Annotated in this window: 10 protein-coding genes and 1 pseudogene; 8 read left to right on the top strand and 3 right to left on the bottom strand. The window is 39.7% G+C overall.

Annotated elements, in window-relative coordinates; all coding sequences use genetic code 11:
* The first annotated feature begins 17 nt into the window (after positions 1–17).
* The 5 genes from ACN222_RS11190 to ACN222_RS11170 all read left to right on the top strand — a co-directional run bounded on the left by ACN222_RS11190 (position 18) and on the right by ACN222_RS11170 (position 10,955).
* Complete coding sequence (locus tag ACN222_RS11190) at positions 18–5,141, top strand: PAS domain S-box protein (protein WP_010996397.1); 5,124 nt, start codon at positions 18–20, stop codon at positions 5,139–5,141.
* Positions 5,142–5,261: 120 nt separating this feature from the next.
* Positions 5,262–5,966, top strand: coding sequence for a serine/threonine protein kinase (locus tag ACN222_RS11185; RefSeq protein WP_044521292.1), 705 nt, complete (start codon positions 5,262–5,264; stop codon positions 5,964–5,966).
* 141 nt (positions 5,967–6,107) lie between these two features.
* A complete protein-coding gene (locus ACN222_RS11180; protein ID WP_044521290.1) occupies positions 6,108–7,094 on the top strand; it encodes a helix-turn-helix transcriptional regulator in 987 nt (328 codons plus the stop codon).
* Positions 7,095–7,280: 186 nt separating this feature from the next.
* Entirely contained in the window at positions 7,281–9,857 is a 2,577-nt protein-coding gene (locus ACN222_RS11175; RefSeq protein ID WP_010996394.1) for a TonB-dependent siderophore receptor, read from the top strand.
* Positions 9,858–9,995: 138 nt separating this feature from the next.
* On the top strand, positions 9,996–10,955 hold the full coding sequence (locus ACN222_RS11170; protein WP_010996393.1) for an iron-siderophore ABC transporter substrate-binding protein: 960 nt from the start codon (positions 9,996–9,998) through the stop codon (positions 10,953–10,955).
* Positions 10,956–11,187: 232 nt separating this feature from the next.
* On the opposite strand, the gene ACN222_RS11165 is transcribed toward ACN222_RS11170, so the two are convergent.
* Positions 11,188–12,780 carry an alkaline phosphatase D family protein gene (locus ACN222_RS11165; RefSeq protein WP_010996392.1) on the bottom strand — a complete coding sequence of 531 codons (1,593 nt, stop codon included), beginning with the start codon at positions 12,778–12,780 and terminating at the stop codon, positions 11,188–11,190.
* A 619-nt stretch (positions 12,781–13,399) separates the two neighbouring features.
* Positions 13,400–13,927 carry a PEP-CTERM sorting domain-containing protein gene (locus ACN222_RS11160; protein ID WP_096637139.1) on the bottom strand — a complete coding sequence of 176 codons (528 nt, stop codon included), beginning with the start codon at positions 13,925–13,927 and terminating at the stop codon, positions 13,400–13,402.
* Positions 13,928–14,560: 633 nt separating this feature from the next.
* Here ACN222_RS11160 and ACN222_RS11155 point away from each other — a divergent pair.
* Complete coding sequence (locus ACN222_RS11155; protein WP_010996390.1) at positions 14,561–14,971, top strand: hypothetical protein; 411 nt, start codon at positions 14,561–14,563, stop codon at positions 14,969–14,971.
* Positions 14,928–15,035: pseudogene (locus ACN222_RS11150) on the top strand (transposase); the annotation flags it as partial. The gene ACN222_RS11155 and the pseudogene ACN222_RS11150, both read left to right, overlap by 44 nt.
* Here the strand turns inward: ACN222_RS11150 and ACN222_RS11145 are convergent.
* Positions 15,036–16,676, bottom strand: a complete 1,641-nt coding sequence (locus tag ACN222_RS11145) for an iron uptake porin (RefSeq protein ID WP_044521288.1) — start codon at positions 16,674–16,676, stop codon at positions 15,036–15,038. It abuts the pseudogene before it with no gap.
* A gap of 638 nt (positions 16,677–17,314) precedes the next feature.
* Here ACN222_RS11145 and phnC point away from each other — a divergent pair.
* On the top strand, positions 17,315–18,112 hold the full coding sequence (gene phnC / locus ACN222_RS11140) for a phosphonate ABC transporter ATP-binding protein (RefSeq protein ID WP_010996388.1): 798 nt from the start codon (positions 17,315–17,317) through the stop codon (positions 18,110–18,112).
* Positions 18,113–18,190: the final 78 nt, after the last annotated feature.

The following is an 18,190-nucleotide window of genomic DNA, read 5'->3' as shown; positions in this document are numbered from 1 at the left end:
CTTTTTGTATATAGCTTATGAATCAACGCTCCCCTCTAACCATTTTGCTGATTGATGATTGCGCCGAAGATCGGGAGATATATCGTTTGTTTTTGCAGCAGGATAGATTACATACCTACGAGATTTTTCAATTTGAGACAGCACAAGAGGCAATGGCATGGTGTGAGCAACAGACACCAGATGTGATTTTGCTGGATTATTTACTGCCGGATCACGATGGATTAGAGTTTTTGCAAAAACTAAGAGAACACCTAAATAATAACCAATCTGCTGTGATTATGCTCACAGGACAAGGTGACGAAAGTGTCGCTGTCTGTGCTATGAAAAATGGCGCTCAAGATTATTTGGTGAAAAATTCTCTGACACCGGAAACCTTACAAAGTACAATTCATTATGCTGTAGAACGGATGCTGCTGACAAGACAGTTAGAAAAAAGTCGGCAACAGCAACAGCTAATGGTGGCGATCGCTTTAATAATTAGGCAATCCCTGAAGCTAGAAGATATTTTGAGTGTCACAGTCGCGGAAGTGCGCCAGTTTTTGCAAGCAGACCGGGTACTAATCTATCAATTTCAACCCGATATGAGTGGAATTGTGGTCGCAGAGTCTATACTTCCCGGTTGGATAGCGACGAAAGGAGCGCAAATTGAAGATAAGTGCTTTCAAGATAGTGCAGGACATAACCATCAACTAAAAAAACGAGCGATTAATGATATTTATCAGGCAGGCTTAACGAACTGTTATTTAGAACTACTAGAGCAGTTTCAAGTTAAAGCCACTCTGATAGTACCCATTATGGTGACAAATAAATCATGGGGATTATTAATTGCTCACCAATGTGCTGCACCCCATCATTGGCAGTCATTTGAACTGGACTTATTGGAGCAGTTGGCGGTGCAGATAGCGATCGCAATTCAGCAAGCCAGTGCCTATGAGCAAATACAGACGGAACTACAAGAACGAAAACGAGTAGAAGCAACTCTCCGCGAGAGCGAACAACGGTTTCGCCAGATGGCTGATACGGCTCCCGTACTGATTTGGATGTCGGGACTCGATAAACTTTGCTACTACTTCAATAAAACCTGGTTAGATTTTACTGGCAAAACCTTAGAAAAAGAAGTAGGTGATGGTTGGGTTCAAGGAGTGCATCCCGATGACTTAAAAGATTGCTTAGACACTTACGTCAATGCCTTTGATGCCCGCCAAAATTTTCAAATGGAATATCGGCTCAAACGCTTTGATGGACAATATTGTTGGATTTTGGATACAGGCACTCCCCGTTTCACCACGGAAGGAGTGTTTCTGGGTTATATCGGTTCCTGTGTAGATATTAGCGAACGGAAGCAAACAGAAGCTGCTCTACAGCAGAACGAAGAGCGATTAACTATGGCTCTAGATGCTGCGTGTATGGGTAACTGGGAATGGAATATTCAAACAGGTGGAATTCACTGGTCGGAGAATTTGGAAAAACTATTTGGCATGGTTCCGGGAACCTTCAATGGTCATTTTGAAATGGTTGTGTCGCTGATACACCCAGATGATCGAGAGAGGGTTTTACAATCCATTAATTGTGCTGTCTACAACAGAGAAGATTACAACATCGAATTTCGCTTTATTAAACTTGATGGTACGCCACGTTGGGCGCTCAGTAGAGGTAAAGTTTTCTACGACCAAAACGGTAACCCTCTGCGGATGAGTGGTATAGATTTTGATATCACAGAACGCAAACAGGCGGAGTCTGCCCTGCAAGAGAGTGAAGCGCGGTTTCAGGCTTTTATGAATAACAGCCCCTCAGCTTCCTGGATTACCGATGACCACGGCCGAATGCTTTATCTAAGCCAGACCTATGTCCGTACCTTTCAACTGCCATTTGACAAGGTAGAGGATGTGACGGGCAAAACAGTTTTTGAGCTTTATACCCCAGAAGTAGCCCAGCCGTTTTTGGATAATATTCACCGGGTAGCACAAACGCAACAAATCCTCGAAACCATTGAAAAAGCTCCCAGATTGGATGGTACGTTGGGGGATTTTTTAGTCTATAAATTCCCCTTACCTGCAACTACGGGGGAATTATTTATTGGTGGTGTAGCAGTTGATATTAGCGATAAAATTCGGGCAGAACAGGCATTACAAAAACTTAATCAAGAACTGGAAGCGAGAGTTGCAGAACGCACTGCCGCTTTAAGGGAAAGTGAAGAACGCTGGCATTTGGCACTAAGAGGCAGCAATGATGGCATCTGGGACAGAAACATCACAACTAATGAAGTTTTCTTCTCAATTCGATGGGAAGAAATGTTGGGCTTTAGCAGTGAGGAACTGGGGCGAAATCGAGAATCATGGTTAAGCCGGATTCATCCTGATGATCACGATCGCATTATGAAGGCGATCGCCGACCATTTAGCCCACAAAACACCCTTTTTCCAAGAAGAATATCGGCTACAGCGCAAAGATGGCTCCTATATATGGATATTAGATCGGGGTCAGGCTTTATGGGATGAATCAGGCAATGCTATTCGCATGAGCGGCTCGGCAACAGATATTACTAAACGCAAGGAAACAGAAGCTCAGTTATTAACCGTTTCCGAATTGCAACAAGCGATTCTTTCAAGCATCGATTATGCAGTCATTTCTACCAATTCCGAGGGCATAATTCAAACTTTTAACCTTGCTGCTCAAAAGATGTTGGGTTACTCAGCCGATGAGGTGATTGGTAAGTTAACACCAAACATTTTTCATGAGCCAGAGGAACTCAAACAACGGATGAATGAACTCAAACAAGAGATGGGTAGAGAAGTTACCCCTGAGGATTTCCTGGTCAAAACCCAGCAAGATAGTGATGAATTAGAATGGACTTTTATTCGTAAAGATGGTTCGCGTTTCCCTGTTGCTCTCTCGGTTAAACCCATGTTTAATCAAGAGGGAAAGCCTATCGGTGGTGTGGGAATTGCCAAAGATATTACTCAGCAAAAACAGATAGAAGCTCAACTTCGCAAAAATACCTCTACTCTTGCTGCGGCACAAAGAATTGCTCATTTGGGCAGTTGGGAACTGGATTTGTCAACGCAAAACTTAATCTGGTCACAAGAGGTTTTTCGCATATTTGGCCACCATCCTGAGTCCGGGACACCAAGTTACGACGAAATGCTTGATTGTATTCATCCGGATGATCGCAACTACCACGATGTTGTCTTACATCAAGCTATTACACAAAGACAAGCTTATGAACTAGAGTATCGTTTTTATCGCGCTGACGGCAGTTTGGGTTATTTACTATCACGAGGCGAAGTTATATTAAACACTCATGGGCAACCATACCAGTTAATCAGCACTATCTTAGACATTACTGAGCGTAAACAAACAGAAGAAAAACTACGTAACCTTTCAGATCGACTGACCTTGGCAGTCAGCTCAGCCAATCTCGGTATTTGGGACTGGGATATGATACAGGAAGCGGAATGGGATAACCGAATGTATGAACTATATGATTTGCAAGGGTTTGAGAATAAAGTAAAGTCCCAAGATTGGATAGATAGGCTCCATCCAGATGACCGAGATGAAGCAATGATGGCCTTTGAAGATGCCATCAAGGGAGTCAGAGAATTTGATACAGAATTTCGGATTGTTCTAAAAAATGGCGGTATCCGCTTTATCAAAGCCTCCGCTTTAGTTCAACGCAATGAGTGGGGTGAACCACTACGCATGGTTGGGATTAACTATGATATTACCGAGCGCAAACAAGTAGAAGCCGCCTTACGGGAAAGTGAAAAGCGCTATGCTACCTTGACAGAAGCGGCTCCCGTTGCTATTTTTCGGCTTGATACTGCTAGTAATTGTATTTACGTCAACGAACGTTGGAGTTTAATGACGGGTAAACCAACACAAGCGGCATTGCAGAAAGGATGGTTAGAAAATATCCATGAAGAAGATCGCTATCACCTGGTGGTAGATTGTTCTGGCCCCTGCGGAAAACAATGTAGTTCATTTGAAACTTGTCGGCGAGAGGTAAGATATGTACGTCCAGACGGCAGCATCACCTGGTTCTACATCCAGATAGTACCCGAAACCGACCTAAATGGAAATATCCTTGGTTATATAGGTAGCTTGACAGATATCACCGCCCGCAAAAAAATCGAGTCCGAAGTTATTCACCATCGTGATTTGCGAGAAGCAATTTTTAATGAATCAGCCGATGCTCTTTTTTTAGTAGACATAGACACGCAATTAATTTTTGATTGTAATGACCGTGCAGTTGATTTGTTTGAAGTGGACAATAAGGAAGAATTACTCAATATTCAGGGAAACACACTACAACGTTACCAATTTACTCCCGAACAATTGGGTGAAATTACCCAGGAACTAAATCAAAAATCTTGGTGGAGTCGAGAAATTGAATATGCCACTCGCAAAGGTAATTTTTTCTGGGGGAATTTAGCTGCCAAACAAATTACTGTAGCTGGTCAGGGGATTAATTTAGTACGATTGTCTGATATTAGCGATCGCAAACAAGCTGTAGAACAAATACAGCGATCGCTAGATGAAAAAGAAACCTTACTCAAAGAAATTCATCATCGGGTTAAAAACAACCTGCAAATAATCTCTAGTTTGCTCAGGATGCAATCTAGACGTTCTTTTGATGAAACAACTTTGTTGCTATTTACAGAATCCCAAAATCGTGTACAGTCGATGGCTTTGATTCACGAGCAACTTTATCAGTCAGCAGATATTAATCAAATTAACTTTAGCGACTACATCAAAAATCTGACAGATAGCTTATTTCGTTGCTATGGGGTCAGTCAAAAGAATATAATGATCAATATAGAAACAAACAGCATTAAATTGGATCTAGATAATGCTATTCCCTGCGGATTAATCATTAATGAGTTGGTGTCTAATTGCCTGAAATACGCATTTCCAGAACAAAAACAAGGCAATAAGATTATAATTTCCCTGGAAACCGTCCCAGGAAATCAATTAACTCTCTTAGTTAAAGATAACGGTATTGGCATTCCCGAAACATTAGATTGGGAAAATGCCAACTCTTTAGGCTTAAGAATTGTCAAAAACCTCGTGAGGCAAATCAAAGGCAAGATTCTTTTAGAGCGCGATCGTGGTACTACTTTCTCCATTCGCTTCCCCCAATAATTACCACAGCACCAAAGACTGGCGCAAGCCAGAATGGTCAAAATAAGCCTGTACTGTTGCCGTAATAGTCCATGTTAATCAGGTAGTGTATCTTATTGTTTGGTGCTATATACTGCCGACATGAACAAATCACTACCAACCCATTTTCAAGAAAGCATTTATCAAGAACTACTACCTAGTTTACAAATTGAAAGCGTCAATCCGCGTAACCTAATTCAGGTCACTTATGTTCCCCAACCTTGGCTGCTGCTAGGCAAAGGAAATTACGCAGCAGTAGTCTATCACCCTGATTACCCTGACTTTGTAGTCAAAATTTATGCTCCAAAACGGCCAGGCTATGAAGAAGAAGTAGAAGTTTATCATCGTTTAGGTTCTCACCCGGCATTTTCTGAGTGCTTGTATGCCCAAGATGCCTTTTTAGTCTTGAAACGTCTTTACGGCACAACACTCTACGATTGTATGCACTTGGGTTTACCGATTCCCAAACAGGTCATCAGGGATATTGATGACGCTCTTGAATATGCTCAAAGTCGTGGACTTTACCCTCATGATGTCCACGGTCGTAATGTCATCATGCACGAAGGTAGAGGATTAGTCGTAGACATTTCCGATTTCCTGCATCAAGAACCTTGCTCAAAATGGAATAATCTCAAAAAGGCGTATTACTGGTTATATCTGCCCATATTACGCCCACTTCGACTGCGCGTGCCATACTCTGCTTTAGATTGGATTCGCAAATTTTACCGTTTAGGAACTTCATGCAAACAGTTATGTAGTCAACTAGCCCCAAAATTAAACTGTTTCAAGTATTTAAGACGTTATTGACTTCTTAGGTGATTAATCACCAACTATCCGAACTCTAGACAAGATTCTGACACTCTGATAGACTTACTTCAAAACTATTTGAGAAAGTTTATCTATAAGTAGTGTCAAGTAATTGAGATGAGGTGTTTTCTAGGGTGGGGCATGGCGAGTATTATTTCACTGGCAGATTACCAAGAATTGTGGAGAGAACGCAATCAAAACACTAGACAACCAGACCCATCAGACCCATCTGATATTATTAATATATGCCCTAAACGATTTGGCAGTGGATACGAACGTTGGATTGAACTACGGGAAATTAGTTTACTAATTATAGATACTGAATTTCAGCATGATTTAGTTATAGAAAAAAACGTTTCAGATAGTTTCCTTGATGGTTTGGAATTTGGATTTCACCTATTAGGGCATTGGAATAATATTAATGCCGGAAAAAATTTCTTTCAAAGTGGTGCTTTCCACCAGAATAAGGAATCAGAATTTTTGCGATCGCAACGACTATTAAAAGTAGATATACATCCCGAATCCCCTGAATTAATTCAGAGTTTTATGACAGGTGGCTTAAATTCTATCTCGCCGCAAATCCTACAAAAGCTCATCAAAACCAGTCAAGAGTCTTATTTTCAAATTGATCATACCACTCCAGAAATGCGCGTTGCTCTGGAACATATTATCAATTGTCCATTTATAGGTTTAACCAAAAAAATTTATTTAGAGAGTAAATGTTTAGAGTTAATTGCCTTGAAACTGGAACAATTAGCCACCAAGGAAAATAATTCTAAAACAACCTCTACCTTAAAGGAAGATGATATCGATAGAATTCATTATGCCAAAGAAATCTTAACTCAAAATCTCGATAATCCCCCTTCTTTACTAGAACTAGCTAGACAAGTAGGATTAAACGACTACAAACTCAAACTGGGCTTTCGCCAAGTCTTGGGTACAACTGCATTTAGCTACTTATACCAACAACGGATGGAAAAAGCACGCCTATTACTTTTAGAAGGTCAAATGAATGTCAAAGAAGTAGCGCGTGCTGTTGGCTACGCCAATCAAAGTCGCTTTGCTACAGCTTTTCGTAAACAGTTCGGCACAAATCCTAAAACCTATGATTTGTTACTGAGAGCTTGAAGATTAGCCAATATACAGCTATTTGCTATCAGAGGATGGGAAAAATCCGTTTGAGGCGCAAAAAAATCCGTTTGAGGTTCAATCAGGTCTTCAAAATCACATCCATTGTAGATTAAGCTTCTTGAAAAAGATTCTTAGCTATTAAAATTACACCCTCTGGTATGAGAGGCTGGTCTAGGTGAGGAGATGATGAAGAGACAACCGCAATTATTGATGGGTTTATGGCTAGCAGGGGTATTTATTGCAGTACAACCGGCTTGGGGGAGTATTCCCACTCTCTTGTCTGAACGTGGTCTTACCTCGACAAATTCTCAAGGATTACTATCTCAAGCATCAGCGCCTCAATCTCCAATTCTTGTCAATGGAGTGCGGATTGATACTAAAGATAAAGTTATCGAAGTAATTTTAGAGACTAAGCAAGGCGAACAATTACAAGTAGCAAATAGCAGTTCAGGTAATAGCTTAATTGTTAATATTACTAATGCTCAACTGAATTTGCCATCAGGAAATACATTCCGGCAAGAAAGACCTCTTGCGGGTATTACTGAAGTTACAGTTGTCAACCAAGACAGTAACACTATCAGAATCACTGTCACGGGAGAAGTGGGAACACCTACTTATGAACTATTTGATAGCGATGCAGGTTTAATATTTGGCGTGACACCTGTATTACCTTCCGCATCTCAACCAGAAACACCACAACAGCCACCGGAGGAAAAACCAACTACAGAAACTCCCACAGCACAGCCAACAGCTGAAACTGATGCACCTATTGAACTGGTAGTTACAGGTGAACAAGATACCTATCGAGTCAGGGAAGCAACAACAGCCACAAAATTGGATGTACCTCTGCGGGATGTTCCAGCATCGGTACAGGTCATACCCAAAGAAGTCATTCAAGACCGCCAAGTAATCAGACTTAATGAACTAGCAGATAATGTCAGTGGTGTACGTCCTCAAGAAACCTATGGTGGACTCGCATCTCAAGGTTATTTTATTCGCGGTTTTTCTACGGGTTTTGAAACCCTACGTGATGGCTTTAGAGATTTTGGTTTTATCAGTCCCCGTGATGTCGCTAATATTGAGCTTGTAGAATTTCTCAAAGGCCCTGCATCAGTTTTGTATGGAAGTGCTACTAGTCCTGGTGGTGTTGTTAACACAATCACCAAAAAGCCACTAGCCGACCCCTTCTATCAAATTAACGGTACCATCGGTAATAACGACTTTTATCGCTCATCAATTGATTTTTCTGGCCCCCTATTAGAAAATCGCGCGGCACTCTACCGTATTAATGCAGCTTACGAAAATGCGAGGAGTTTCCGCGACTTTGTAGAAAATGAAAGCACTTTTATTGCTCCAATCATTACCGTCAAGGCTGGAGAAAGGACAAATCTTACTTTTGGTTATGAATACCAAAAGTATGACTACACTTTTGAACGGGGTTTTCCTTCCAATAATAAAGTAGTTTTTGATCTGCCCATCAACCGCTTTTTAGGTGAACCTAATCTCAACCGAGGTGAATTCAAATCTAATAATTTCACCTATACTTTAGAAAGTGAATTTGGTTACAACAATAACTGGAAATTTCGCCAAGCCTTTAATGTCATTAACGTTAGTGGTAATACCAAAGGAGCGCAACCAGACGAAATCAATGCCGATGGACAGACGGTAGCGAGGGGATATCGAAATGTTGATGAAGCCCAGAATAATCTGTCATTTCAAAATGAAATTAGTGGCAAATTTAATACTGGTTCAATTGTCCATAATATGCTCGTGGGATTGGAGTTATCCTATTACAAATACAGCTACGACTTTTTGAGTGGCAGCATTGGCGATTTAGATATTTTCAACCCGGTGTATGGCGCACCAGCACCTACGGATCTTAGCAGGTCTAATGAAGAATATGGTGGAGATACTATTGCAGTCTATTTCCAGAATTTAGTGGAACTAACACCACAAATAAAATTACTTGCTGGTGGTCGTTTTGATACTGTTGATTCAGTTTATCGAGATGTAGAAACAGGTACAGTCTATGATGAGACTTCAGACTCTAAGTTTTCGCCAAGACTAGGGTTAGTTTATCAACCTACTGATTCCACCTCAATTTATGCTAGTTGGACAAATTCCTTCAACCCACAAATATTTGGCAAGACTCGCAATAATGAGCCTTTTAAACCGGAAACGGCAGAGCAATTTGAAGTAGGAATTAAGCAGGAATTTTTGAATAAGCGTCTGTCAGCAACTTTAGCTTATTTTGACATTACCAAGAAGAATGTTTTAACAACAGATCCTGAAGATGATAACTTTAGCATTCAAACAGGGGAACAAAAAAGTCGAGGTGTAGAGTTAGATGTTGTTGGGGAAATTCTCCCTGGCTGGAAAATTATTGGCACGTATACTTACACAGATGCCAACATCAGCCAAGATAATAACTCATCATTAGTTAATAATAGGTTAGTTGGTGTACCTTACAACAGTGCGAGTTTATGGACTACCTATGAACTGCAACAAGGTAACTTGCAGGGTTTAGGATTAGGACTTGGTGTTGTTTACGTTGGCGAACGAGAGGCGAGTTTACCCAATAATCTGAAAATTCCTTCTTATGTGAGAACCGATGCAAGTATTTTCTATAAACGAGATAATTGGCGTGCTGCTCTCAATTTTAAGAATCTTTTCGATACGAAATACTACGAGTCTCAAAGCTTTTTCATTGTTCCCGCAGCACCTTTTACTGTTTTAGGAACTGTGTCTTTTGAATTTTGATGTGTTACAGCTAATTTAGCTGATCGCAAACCCTTGTATTGTTAAATATCCGTAACACAAAGGCAATAAAGCGGAAAGAACTTCTACACCGCTTTTTGTCTCCAATACTCATACTTCAATGGTAGGAGAATATATAACATGAAAAAGCATTTTTATTATCATATTCAACTATTTTTAGTCATAGCTATTTCATGCTTGATTAGTATTTCTTGCCAGAGTAGTTTGCCAGATAAAATATCATCAAATTTAGAGTGTAGATTAATTAATCATGAATTGGGAGAAACTTGTGTACCTCTAAATCCACAGCGCATTATAGTCACTGATCAGGTGGCATTAGAAGATGTAATAGCATTAGGATTAAAACCTATGGGTGCGCCTGATACTACTTATGTAGCTAGCAAATCTAGTTTTCTCAAGAGCAAAATGTCTGGTATCAATTATATAGGCAAAGAAGATCAATTTAATTTAGAAAAGATATTAAATTTACATCCAGATTTAATTATTAGCTTGTATGGGATTAATTCAGCAAACTATCAGTTATTTTCAAAAATAGCTCCTACAGTTCAATTTAAATATGTTCATGCTAAATGGCAAACATCTTTTCGGCAGATTGGTGAAGTATTAGGCAAGGCTGAACAAGCTGAAAATTTACTGACTGAGTATAAACAGCGATTAACAAAATTGCGAACTGTCCTAAATAATCAGACCAATCAACTAAAAGTATCTGTTAGCCGTTTTCATGGTGGGGTACAATTGCCCGAATTTCGTTCTCAATTTTCATTTCCTGGCAGTATTTTGCAAGAAGTCGGTATTTCTATGCCAAATGCTCAACGTCAGTTAATTAAAACTCCTGATGATACTTTAATAATGTTGAACCTAGAACGTATAGATTTACTTGATGCTGATGTTTTATTTGTAGCAGTAGATCCTGGTGCTAGAGAGTTATTCCAAAAATATCAAAATACTCGTCTTTGGCAGACGCTGAATGTAGCGCAGAATCAGAGAGTTTATAGTGTGGATTCTAGTTACTGGATTTTTGGTAGCATTCTATCGGCTAATGCCATAGTTGATGATTTATTTAAGTATCTTAAAGGGTGACAAGGCAACTCTAAGGGATGCAGGACAAAACTTTGAGAGGATGGTGAAGACAAAAAAATAGGGAGTACCGTTGTGACTCCCCTAGAAAAATATGTTTCCTGAATCTTACCAAAAAACCCTGCGTGGGCATCTGAATGAAAGGCAGTATATAACCATACAGCTTCTGTTATTATTGCTACAAGTTCATCGACAGGTCAAACTCTCCCCGAATGAATTTGGGGGAGTAGTCAACCTAAACTACTTGTCGTACTCCAGGAATACCGTTGTCAACTACAAATGAAGCTCGATTGCTAATTGTTCCAGATGGAGTCAAGACATTTGACATTACCAGATAGTCTGATCGCCAAGTAGTAGGAGTGACGGTACAACGCACATATCCCCGTTGCCCGTTGTAGAACTTAATGTGGGGATTATCCGGTAAGTATGCTTGTACTGTGGGAGTAATATCGGCACCATCACCACCGGAGCTAATGGAAGTACATACAAACTCACTACCCCATATGTCAGATTCTGGGTTATTGAAATCGGTTTTGAGATCCATTGCCCAGTGAGAATGCACATCACCTGCTAGCGATATAGGGTTAGAAGGTTGACGCTGTGCAATAAAAGTCATCAAGCGATCGCGGGAAGCCACATATCCATCCCATTTATCCATGCTGAAAGATTGTCCCTCTCCCGGTGTAAAGTCTCTCTGAGCAATGGGAACTTGCTGTGCTAACACATTCCACCTAGCAGTAGATTTATCTAGTCCGTCAAATAGCCAATCTTCTTGAGCTTTACCCGTAATAGTGGCATTAGTATTAAGCGCGTCTAAACAACCTGTCCTCGTACCATCGCCACAGGGTTGATCGGTGCGATACTGGCGAGTGTCTAAAACATTGAATGTGGCTAAGTTGCCAAAGTTTAACCGACGGTAAAGCTGCATATCAGAGCCGACTGGTCGGGAGAAGGGACGCAGAGGCATATGTTCATAATAAGCCTGATAAGCAACGGCTCGTCGTTGTGCAAAGATCGCTGGATCTTGGTCTGCTTCAGTATCAATTTCTGAGATCAAGTTGGCGTAGTTGTTTTCCACTTCATGGTCATCCCAAGTTGTAATCCAAGGGAAAGCTGCATGGGTGGCTTGCAAATTGACATCAGTTTTATATAGAGCGTGACGATTGCGATAATCTTCTAAGGTGAAAATTTCAGAACTATTGTGTTGTCTTGGTCGAGTCAGATTGATTCCACCTTCGTAAATGTAATCACCAACATGGACAACCAAATCCAGGTCATCCTCTGCCATATACTTATAAGCTGTGTAATAACCTTGCTCATAATGTTGGCAGGATGCTAACGCAAACTTCAATTGATTGGAGAAACTACCGGATGCGGGTGCAGTGCGAGTCCGGCCAATGGGACTAGCTTCGTTACCAACGTTAAAGCGATACCAATACCAAGTATGAGGTGAGAGTCCTTCTACTACTACTCGTACAGAGTGAGCTAGTTCAGGAGTTGCAAGTACAGTTCCCCTGGAGATAATGCGCTTCATGTTAGAGTCGGTGGCTACTTCCCAGCGAATCGGCACATTCACAGGTGGCATTCCACCGCCATTTAAAGGTTCGGGAGCTAAACGAGTCCAGATGACAACGCTAGTGTCGTAGGGTTCGCCTGATGCCACACCCAGTTTAAAGGGATAATCGGGAAATCTGCTTTTAGCGATCGCTCTTTGAGGAGAAAATTGGCTGGCAATAGCTAAACCAGTAAATGCTCCCGCACCAATGATTAAGTTGCGTCGCTTGATACGACTTTGCAGGAACTTCTGAACATTATGGTAATTTACCATTCTCTACTCCTGACTAACAAATAGTTTGTAGCATTGCGACAGCTAACACAAAAAATACGTTACTTGTCATACCAATTGATAATGTTAAATTCAGCGCGTCAGATTTTATAGTCGTATGCTGACTTGAATTAATAACTAAATTTCAGATAATTGGTATTAGTTACTATCCTAATAAAGGTTTTAGTTACTGTAACTTTTATTAATGTGTTATTTGTTGTATTTGCAAGTCAGAGCTTACTAGATAGAAATTAATTGTTGACTAAGATAAGGTTAATATAAAGATAAAAACTTTCTATAATTAATAATTAAATATCAGATTTATAAAAGGCTACTTAACAGTTCAAAATTAAAAAATGGAAAATGAATTATCAATAGCTCATTTTCCATTATCTACCAGAAGGTTTTATCAAACAGGATTCAGGAGTCATAAGCCAAAATTCAGTATGAATTCTGTGCGACTGGTGGATGAATAAATGGGTTTAAGCACGGAGCCAAATCTCTGATTTGGTGGTCTTCAATCAGTGGCAGGTCTGAATCCACCACTGATTGTATTCTGACGAATGTATTCTTCAAATAAAAATAGCCTTCACTAAAGAGATAATTAGCAAAACTGATGCTTTTATCTGACAATGAGTTTTTTCTTCTTCATAAAGGTAACAGTACCCACTAAAACAACACCTCCTAGCATGGCAGGTTCGGGAATTTGTGTGTAAGAAACTATACCTGATGTGACTTCAAAATTTGGGTCATTTAGAGAGTAAATCGTAAAATCTTCACCAGCGATTTCATATCTGATAAAACTATCAGGATTAGCAAGATTATCAAATTGATAATCTAGAGCGAAAGATATTTTACCTGTAGAAAACCTGTTGAGAAAAACAATAGGGAAATCTGGGTAGTTAGGATCATTTTGTTCGGTATAAATAGTAGATTCACCTGCAAATTGAAAAGAAAGAGACTGAACTCTCGTCTCACCATCAACCAAAATTGAGTTATCAAATCTGAATAGTCCACTACCTGTTTTTGTAGGACTATTAACCGTAAAAGTATAATTAACAATAGCCGCCGATACTGGCTTTATTTCCACACTCGCTAACCCCAAAACTAAGCTAGCAGCAGCAAGGACTAGTTGTGAACCGAATTTCATGTCTGTTTTCCTCAGTATAAACTTTTGATATGATGGACAGTGGAATTTTTGGTCTTACATTTTTAACTCTTTCTGGCTGACAAATAAGAGTTAATCACCGATAAAATCAGTGATGCCAATAGGTAATGATATTCTTTAGAAAATCTGGAAATAACTGCCCAATTATTTGCAACTAAACTATTTTGATGGCATGAGTTTAAGTAAAATTTAATGAAAGGTAAAAATAAAAGGTAATTGGTGAATAGTTAATAAATAATAATATCTTTGTTATGTCAAAAATCTTACTCCAGGGGTGAGGATGTAGAAAACCACTCTCTAAGCGAAAGCGCAGGGTGGGGCAGTTCATGCCTGCATTTCCATCTGTTCCTTTTTAGTATTAGCTAGAGATGCCATAGCTTGATTATTCGCTTGTTCAAAAGCTTGTAATACTTCCTGTGTAACTTAATTGGTTTTCACCTTCCCAGATTCCAGGTTGAAAATTAATTGTCCATCTTTCTGAGCGATCGCTAAATCCTTACTCCTGTTCTCTCACTTCCGGAAAACAATAATCGTAGCGAAACACTGTAACTTTTATCTAATCAAGCTTTGAGCATTTCTTTTCTAATAGAAACTAAAATCTGTAAGTAGAACGAGGTGAAAAAACCAAACTATGTAAAGATAAGTAAATACGTACAATGTGTCTACCAAGGTAACAGCGATATAGGCAATCGTTTAAGGGTATTTCTGACTAGAGAGCAAGATAAAACTCTGTTGAACCTGAGGCAAAAACGCTTGGAGCAAATTAACCGCAGGGGGCGAAGGTTAAGTATTATTGGGTTCCTTCAACCCCTAGTTAGTTTTGTATACGGTTTGGTGATTGGCGGCGTTTCACGCAAATCCTATATCCAAATGATGGAGCTTGAAGCAGCAGAAGCCAAACAATCAGGACGCATCAGAGTTATCGTGCAGGACAACGGCCCGATTCATTGGGTAACTGCGAGTAGTGCCAAAAGACAAGGCTGTTCATGTAGTGGTGGATTCGACAGGGGTAAAAGTGTACGGTGAAGGTGAATGGAAAGTCCGCACACATGGGGTTAGTAAGAGAAAGACTTGGCGGAAGTTGCATCTATTAGAAACTAAAAGTAGTACGGACTACTCCTACATATATATTAGGGTTTTCACTGTTACCTTCAGGACTAAAGATAGTGATTAATCCGGGGGTAATAGCAATATTGTCATTTAGCTTATATCTGTAGAAAGCTTCTAAATGATAGGAGGTGTCATTGTCTTGGCGGCGATTATTACCACTTACGAATTGATTATTAGCAACGTAAGGTGGCGCACCAAACACAATCCCACCAAAATTACCTTCTCTACCCAAATCAGGAAAGCCTAGCTGAACAGCCCAGTTCCAAATATCTGCATTACTCCTAGCAACGGCTGTATTCTCCGCTTGAGCATTAGTGTAGCCACCCCAAGCGGTGATAGTAAACTTAGGACTAAGTTTGTAATTTGCACTGAGGCTATAGTTATTTACAGAAGTTCGCGCACCGTTGAATGGGTTGTTGGCAAAGCCTGTACCAGTGCTGCCTGTAACTCCGCTACCTTCTGTGTAATAGGCATTGACATAAGTAAAAGCCAACCCTAATGTTGTGGTTGGTTGAAAGGTCAGTTGACCTAATGCAGAATAACTACCATTAAAAATGCCTCTCCCGTTACTAGGGTCATTACCAACACCCGATGGGACAACGTAGCCAGCAGTTAAGGTCAAAGCATCATTAAACTTGTGACTAATAATGATACCTGGCCCTTCTGCGGCTCGATAAATTGGGTTATAACGCCCAAAACGGGATACTGCGCCTGAACCACTAGAATCGAAATTGCTACTCAAAGCAGGTACTTCATCAATATATTCCAACCCTTCTGTTGCTATGTTGAAGATTGTAGACTCACCTATAGGGAAACGATAAAACAAAGCCGATACGCTGACATTGTTAGATTCATTACCATCAAATCCTAAACGAGTTTGGTTTGTTCCAGTTACAGAGGTATTGAATGAGGTAATATTTCTCCCCTGTAACCTAACTCTGAGGCGGTCTTTACCAGTGAAGCTAGTATCGAAGTTCAACCGGACGCGATCGCCAAAAATCACATTTTCCTCAAGATTCGGTCTGCTAGCACCACGATTTTGAGCATCGGTGTTGATTGCTCTATCAGAGCCAAATACACTAGCCAATGCAAAAATTGCTTCTCCCCGCAGTTTAGTAGTTGTGGAGAATTGTTGTGATTCTAAAGTGACAGTACGAGCTTCTAGAGCATCTACTTGGCCTCGAATAGTTTGCAACTCAGATACATACTCTTCTTGTAGCTTTTGCAGTGTTGCTAGGTCTTCTTTGTTGACCAGTTCAGATGTGCTAGTAGCTATAAGTTGATTGATCTGATCTAAACAAGCATTCAAACCAGCAGCGAACTCATAACGAGTCAAAGCACGATTACCGCGATAAGTTTCGTTAGGATAGCCTGCTATACAACCGTATCTTTCCACCAGGGATTGTAAAGCCTGAAAAGCCCAGTCTGTCGGTTTGACATCAGAAAGCTGTGAAACCGAAGTTACTTGTCCGATAGTCTCAGCACTACTAAAACTGGAAGGTTGATTTATGGTAGGTGCTTCAGTTACAGGTACTTCAGAACTCATAACTGGTGTTGCAACCATGAATAAGCCCACAATTGCTGGACTAAATAACAAAGTATTTACCCAAAATTTCTGCATGAATGTATCCTCACACCTGGTAGAAAATAGCGAAAATAATTTTTTCACATTGATTTTTTAATTCATTGCCATTCAAAGCTGTTAGGCAAATTGATTGACTAATTAAGCTATGAATTTAATATTTAATTACAAAAAATCAATGTTGGATGGTAAAAAAGTCAATCTTCTGGAAGAAATATTTTTAAAATCAACTTTAACAATATCAAAGCACAATTACTCACTACACACCAGAGATTGTCTTGAAATAAAAACAATTGTCATGTATTTACCTATTCTTAATTAAATGGAGCATTCATTATTAATGATTCTCTGTTTATCCCTAATTTAATCACTAATTAATGGCTGGTATCCGGTTAACAGTCTCTTGCTTTAGTCTTGCAGAGTAATAAAGCGTATTTACTTATGAACAACCCCTTCCGCCTTTATCAAAAATTAGTCTTTTTTTAATTTAAACTTAATTAAAATATGTATAGAAATCATGATATCAGAAAATTTTTATTATAAAGAGGTATATTTCTAATTACCTCTTTCATTGGAGTGATAAGTAAATAATTAACCTATAATTTAGTATTTTCTTAATTTTTTATTAACCGATTAATAGTATTAATTTTTGACAGAGACATATAAATGTCAAAAAAATGGCAACTACAGTGGCTATAGAAGTTAGTAATCTCTCGAAAAGTTTCAAAGGTAAGACAGCGATTAAAAATGTATACTGCTCTATCAATGAGGGAGAAATGGTTGCCCTGATAGGTGCATCTGGCTCAGGCAAATCTACCCTTTTGCGGCACATCAACGGCCTGCATATTGGAGATGCTGGAACAGTTTATATTTTTGGTACAGTCTTACAAAGTAAAGGAAAAGTACACTCTAAAATTACGTCTTTACGAAGCCAGATAGGCTGTATCTTCCAACAGTTTAATTTAGTCAATCGGTTAACAGTCATCGAAAATGTTCTTGTTGGTAAACTAGCAAGATTGTCTATTTTGCGCTCAATCTTACGTTTATTTTCTAAAGAAGAAAAAGCCCAAGCTCTGTCTGCGTTAGAGAGAGTAGGTATTATTGAACACGCTTACAAACGAGCATCTAAGCTGTCTGGAGGACAACAGCAACGGGTGGCGATCGCGCGTTGTTTGGTGCAAGGAGCGAAAATCATCCTCGCTGATGAACCCATTGCGTCTTTAGATCCTGAGTCAGCGCGTAAAGTCATGGAGTTACTTGTGCAGTTAAATCGCCAAAGCGGAATTACTGTAGTTGCTTCCCTACATCAGATTCAGATGGTGCGTAGTTACTTTGATCGGGCGATCGCTCTCAGAGATGGAGAAGTGATGTTTGATGGTGCAACTGTAGAACTAGATGACAAAAAACTCAATGAAATTTACGGTACAGCAGCAGAAGAATTGGTGATGCGAGGACATGGTGAACTGCTCGTATAATACCAATTCAAAATTCAAAAACCAGATGTTGTCTAGATTTTAAGGTTTTATAGCCTAATTTTGCCAAATAAATCTCTA

This window comes from Anabaena sp. FACHB-595 (assembly GCF_048568275.1).
In the GTDB taxonomy this organism is placed as follows: Bacteria; Cyanobacteriota; Cyanobacteriia; order Cyanobacteriales; family Nostocaceae; genus Trichormus.
This window is presented reverse-complemented; position numbering and strand designations above follow the sequence as displayed.